The 4,963-nt window shown below is 74.1% G+C and carries 6 protein-coding genes; 5 read left to right on the top strand and 1 reads right to left on the bottom strand.

From position 1 onward, the window contains the following. Positions 1 to 344 precede the first annotated feature (344 nt). The 5 genes from K6I34_RS31540 to K6I34_RS31520 all read left to right on the top strand — a co-directional run bounded on the left by K6I34_RS31540 (position 345) and on the right by K6I34_RS31520 (position 3,934). Positions 345 to 866 carry a GNAT family N-acetyltransferase gene (locus K6I34_RS31540; protein WP_229331314.1) on the top strand — a complete coding sequence of 174 codons (522 nt, stop codon included), beginning with the start codon at positions 345 to 347 and terminating at the stop codon, positions 864 to 866. A 294-nt stretch (positions 867 to 1,160) separates the two neighbouring features. After that, the gene (locus K6I34_RS31535; protein WP_229331313.1) at positions 1,161 to 1,301 is read left to right on the top strand and encodes a lasso RiPP family leader peptide-containing protein; all 141 of its coding nucleotides are present in this window, start codon (positions 1,161 to 1,163) and stop codon (positions 1,299 to 1,301) included. Between the two features lie 29 nt (positions 1,302 to 1,330). Beyond that, positions 1,331 to 3,172 (top strand): asparagine synthase-related protein, encoded by a 1,842-nt coding sequence (locus K6I34_RS31530; protein ID WP_229331311.1) that lies wholly within the window; start codon positions 1,331 to 1,333, stop codon positions 3,170 to 3,172. Further along, positions 3,150 to 3,485: a lasso peptide biosynthesis PqqD family chaperone gene (locus tag K6I34_RS38740; RefSeq protein ID WP_308294080.1), complete on the top strand. Its 336-nt coding sequence runs from the start codon at positions 3,150 to 3,152 to the stop codon at positions 3,483 to 3,485. The genes K6I34_RS31530 and K6I34_RS38740 overlap by 23 nt, the downstream gene beginning before the upstream one ends. Continuing rightward, entirely contained in the window at positions 3,482 to 3,934 is a 453-nt protein-coding gene (locus K6I34_RS31520; RefSeq protein ID WP_229331309.1) for a lasso peptide biosynthesis B2 protein, read from the top strand. Before K6I34_RS38740 ends, K6I34_RS31520 begins: the two co-directional genes overlap by 4 nt. Positions 3,935 to 4,016: 82 nt before the next feature. Here K6I34_RS31520 and K6I34_RS31515 read toward each other — a convergent pair. Beyond that, positions 4,017 to 4,963: ROK family protein (locus K6I34_RS31515; RefSeq protein WP_229331307.1), on the bottom strand; the 947-nt coding region annotated here is incomplete at its 5' end.

Genomic DNA, 4,963 nt, shown 5'->3' with positions numbered 1-4,963 from the left:
CCGCGTTTCAGGTTCCCGCCCGCAGGCCCCACCCCCGGCCCACGGGCCGTACCCGAGCAAGACGGAAAGTCGGCACACGACCACCGGAAAAACGAATGGAGCCCCGCCACCCCCACGTGTTACGTTCGAAAAGTACGCACTTGATCCACAACGAGGACGAAAGGGAGGTGGGGCAGATGACCGCGCACAAGGCCACTGCGAAGCGCAGCGCCCGGACCGCCCTCACGTCCCGAGCGACGGTCTGACCCAGGCATTTGCAGCCCCGCCGGGAGCGTGAGCTCGCGGGGCGACAAAGCAAACAACCCCTGTACCGACCTCACCACGAAACGGATCTCCATACCGTCATGCGTACGAGCAATCACTGGATCACCCGCGCCGAGACCACCGCGGACATCCCCACCATCCACGACATCGTCACCGCCGCCTTCGGTCGGCCGGACGAGGCCGACCTCGTCGACGCCCTGCGCGCCGACACCGCCGCCTGGATCGACGGCCTCTCCCTCGTCAGCATCGACAGCGCGGGCGAGATCATCGGCCACGCGCTGCTGACCCGCTGCCACATCGGCGACACCCCGGCCCTGTGCCTGGCCCCCGTCGCCGTACGCCCCGATCACCAGCGCGGTGGCGCGGGCTCGGCGGCGATCGAAGCGGCACTGAGCACGGCCGAGGAGCAGGGCGAACGCTATGTGGTCGTCCTCGGGCACCCGGCGTACTATCCCCGCTTCGGCTTCACCCGTGCCTCCGAGTACGGCATCGGCGTGACGTTCGACGTCCCGGACGAGGCCCTGATGGTCCTGGCCCTGGACGAGTCCCACCCGGCGCCCCCGAGCGGCGTCGTCCGCTACGCGGCACCGTTCGGGATCTGACCGCACCACCACACCGCTACCGCAGGCTCTGTGTCTCCGAGGCTCCGCCCCCGCTTCCGCTCGGCGGCCTGCGGTAGCGCCGCGCCTCCACAGACCTCATGAATCGGATAGTTCACTCGCTCGGAGGACATTCCTGGATGTGAGGCGTAGGGCGGTGATGCCGGGAAAGTCTCCCCAAGGTCCCCCATGGCCCGTGTCCAGCGGAAGTCCACTGCAGAAACCCAGAGTTCGGATCAGAGCAGACCAGAGAAGACCAGCGCAGACCAGATCAGATCAGAGAAGGGCGGGGCGGATATGAAGGACGAGGAGGCGCTGGGCGTCGAGGTGTCCGACGTCTATCAGCCGCCCGAGCTGTTCGAGGCCGGAGGCTATGCCGAGCTCACCCACGGGGAGGGGATCGACGTGGACGAGGGCTACGGGGGCTGGCGCGATTGAGGGGGGCGACCTGCGGCGGGTTCTGGTTCGTGGTCCTTCCGGACTGCTGGGCGGCGTCCGCTGTCGCCGAGCGCGTCCGGCCCCTGGCCTGCCGTGTCGTGCGGCACGACTCCGGGCGGCCGTGGCTGGTGGGCTGCTGGCCGGAGGAGCGGGCGACGCTGGCCGAGGCCGGGGGAGTACGGCTCGCCGTGCTCGGTGAGCATGCGCTGACGGTTGCCCAACTCGCCGCACGGGCGGACGCGATGCGCGGAAGAGCAGGTGCGGAGAACGCGGCGGAGAACGCCGTGAGCGGATGCGCGGGCAGCTTCCACCTGCTCGCCTCGCTGGATGGGCAGGTGTACGCGCGCGGCGCGCTGTCGGCGGCGCGGCGGCTCTACCACGGGGTGTGCGAGGGGGTCTCCGTGGGCGCGGACCGGGCGCGGACCCTGGCCTGGCTCACGGGGGCCAGGACGGACTCGCGGCAGCTCGCCCTGCGCATGGCCTCCCTGGCGGCACCGCCGTATCCGCTGGACTCCGCCTCGGTGTTCACGGGGGTGCAGGCGGTGCCGCCGGAGCATGCCCTGCGGCTGGACCGGGACGGCACGGCGCGTACGTCCCCCTGGTGGCGGGCTCCCGACACCACCGTGCCGTTCGCCGCGGGAGCGGCAGGGCTGCGGCAGGCGCTGCGCGACGCGGTGGCGGTGCGCGTGCGGCCCGGCGAGCTCTGGGGGGCCGACCTCTCCGGGGGGATGGACTCCACGTCCGTGTGCTTCCTGGCGGCGGAGGCGGGGGCCCGGCTGGTCACGGTGACCGTGGACTGGAACGCGCCCGGCCACGAGGACCTGCGCTACGCGGAGCTGGCGGCGGCCCGGCTGCCCGCGTCGACGACGCGGCTGACGTATCCCAGCGGCTGCCTGCCGCGCTACCTCAGCGGGCTGGAGCAGCGGCCGGACGCCTGGGACGAGCCGCGGCCGCTGCGCGATCTCGCCGCCCAGGAGCATGTGACGCGGGAGTTGCGGGCCCACGGGGTCGGCTGCCGTCTGTCCGGGCAGGGCGGTGACCAGGTGGTCGTCCCGCCCGTGTGCCATCTGCACGACATGGTGGGGCGACGGCCGTTGCGAGCGCTCTCGCGGCTCGTGGGACACCGGGCGCGGCGCCGCTGGTCGCGTACCGCCACCGCTCGCGCGCTGCTGGACCGCAGTCCGCTGCGCCGGTGGCTGTCGGTACAGGCGGACGCCCTCGCCCGGTTGCCCGGGACCGCGGGCGCCGAGCCGGATCTGGGCTGGGGGCGGTCCGTGCGGCTGCCGCCGTGGGCCACTCCGCAGGCGCGGCGGACGGCCGCGGACCTGCTGCGCGAGGCGGCCGAGCACGCGCTTCCGCTCGGCCCGACGCGTGGCCTGCACGCCTGGGCCTACCAGGTGCGGCAGGCGGGGCGGAACGTCGCGCCGTTCGCCCACCTGCTGGGCATGCCCATCGCGTCGCCGTTCGGCGACGACGCGGTCATCGACGCCTGCCTGCGGGTCCGCCCGCATGAGGCGAGCTCGCCGAGGCGCTACAAGCCGCTGCTGGTCGCGGCCATGCAGGGGGTGGTGCCCGAGACGGTCCTGCGCCGTACGACGAAGGACGGGCCGACCACCGAATGGCACGACGGCATGAAGGCCAACCGGCGTCTCCTGGCCGCCTGGTGCGACGACTCCTGCCTGGCCGCCACCGGGCTGGTCACGCCCGACGGGCTGCGCCGCGCGCTGCTCGGCCCGTACACGCTGTCGGCCCGCCACGGGCCGGCCGTGGAGGCCACGCTGACGATCGAGACCTGGCTGCGCGACCTCGCCCATCACCCCCGGCCCGCGTATCTGAAGGAGCACTCGTGTGAGTCTTCGTCTACGCCGTGACGTCACCACCTGCGAGACCGACGAGGCCCTCGTCCTGCTCGACGGCCGCAACGGCCGGTACTGGCAGCTGAACCCCACCGGTGCCGCCGTCCTCCGCGCCCTCCTCGACGGCCAGGCCCCGGCCGCCATCGCCCGGCGCCTCGCCCGGGCGCAGCCGGTGGACGAGCTGCGGGCCACCGAGGACGTCGAGGCGCTGGTCCGCCGCCTCACCGCGGCCCGGCTGGTCGAAGAACGGACAGTGGAGGAACGGGCGGTGGAAGAACGACTCGTGGCGGAACAGCCGGTGGAGAAGCGGGACGTGACCGGACGATGAGCCAGATCCTCGACACCCCCGCGCACCGCACGCCTCTGCGCCGCCGTGTCCCGGCGCACGCCGCCGTCACCGCCGCGCGCCTGATCGCGCACCTGGCCCCGCGCCGGATCGTCTTCGTCCTCGGCGTCCTGCGCCGCGGCGCCGTACCGGCCACCGCCGCACAGGCATTGCGTGCCCGTGACGATGTGACCGGAAGCAGCACGCTCTGCGCGGGGAAGTACTGCCTCCAGCGTTCGCTGGCGACGGCCCTGTTGTGCCGGATGCGCGGCACGTGGCCCACGTGGTGCAGCGGGGTGCGCACGCCGCCCTTCGCGGCCCACGCCTGGGTCGAGGCCGAGGGGCACCCGGTGGGCGAGCCCCCGGGCACCGCCTCGTACCGCACCCTCCTGCGCGTCCCGCCGGAGCCGACACCGGCTCCGGCACCGGATCCGGCCGGGGCCGTACCGTGACGGCAGCCCGCATCGTGACGGTGGGTATCGGCGGACAGTGGAGCACCCCACTCGACGTCTGCCCCCTTCGCCGGCTGACCGTTCAGGAGCGCCCCGCTCCGAAGACCGGGGCCAGCACCAGCTCCGCCGCGCCTTCCACGACCGTTCGCGCGCCCCCTGGCGCGACGGCCACCGGAGGCGCGGTGCCCAGCACACCGGCCACTCCCGTCACATACGCGGCGGGGTCCGCGAGGACCGTGCGGCCGCCGAGCAGGATCAGGTCGACGTCCAGCAGGCGTACGAGATTGGCGGCGCCGACGCCCAGCAGCCGGGCGGCTCGTGCCGTGTCGCCGTCCGCGACCGCGGCCAGGCAGAGCGCCTCGACGCAGCCGCGCCCGCCGCACGGGCACACCGGCCCGTCGAGCTGGAGTACCTGGTGCCCGAACTCCCCGGCGCCCGTCCGCGCCCCCCGGTGCACGCCGCCGTTCAGGACGAGGCCCGCGCCGAGTCCCGTACCGAGGTGCAGGTACGCGAACGACGCCGCGCCCGCGCGCGGCAGCAGGCCGAGTGCGGCTGCGTTCGTGTCCTTGTCGACGACGACCGGCAGGCCCAGCCGGTCGGCCAGCGCGTCCCGCAGGGGGAACCCGTCCCACTGCGGGAAGCCCGTCACTTTGTGCAGCACTCCGCTCCGGTGGTCCAGCGGGCCGGGCACGGCCACCCCCACGCCGAGCGACGGGGCCGTGCCGACCAGCTCGCCCACTTCCCGTACCACCGCGTCCAGCACCCCGTCCGCACCCGCCCCGAACGCCAGCGGTGCCGTCCGCGTCGCCACCTCCGTGCCCGCGAGGTCGACGAGTGTCGCCGTCAGGGCGTCCCGGTCCAGGTGGAGGCCCACCGCGTGGGCCGCGTCCGGGACGAGCCGGAGCACGGTCGGCGGCTTGCCGCCCGTGGAGGCGCGCCGCCCGGCGTCCGTCGCGAGCCCGTCCGCCCGCAGCCGCGCCGTGATCTTGCTGACGGCCTGCGGGGTCAGCCCCGAGCGCCGCGCCAGCT

The organism is Streptomyces sp. UNOC14_S4 (genome assembly GCF_020740835.1).
In the GTDB taxonomy this organism is placed as follows: domain Bacteria; phylum Actinomycetota; class Actinomycetes; order Streptomycetales; family Streptomycetaceae; genus Streptomyces.
Note: the sequence above shows the minus strand (reverse complement) of the source record. Positions and strands in the feature narration are given on the sequence as shown.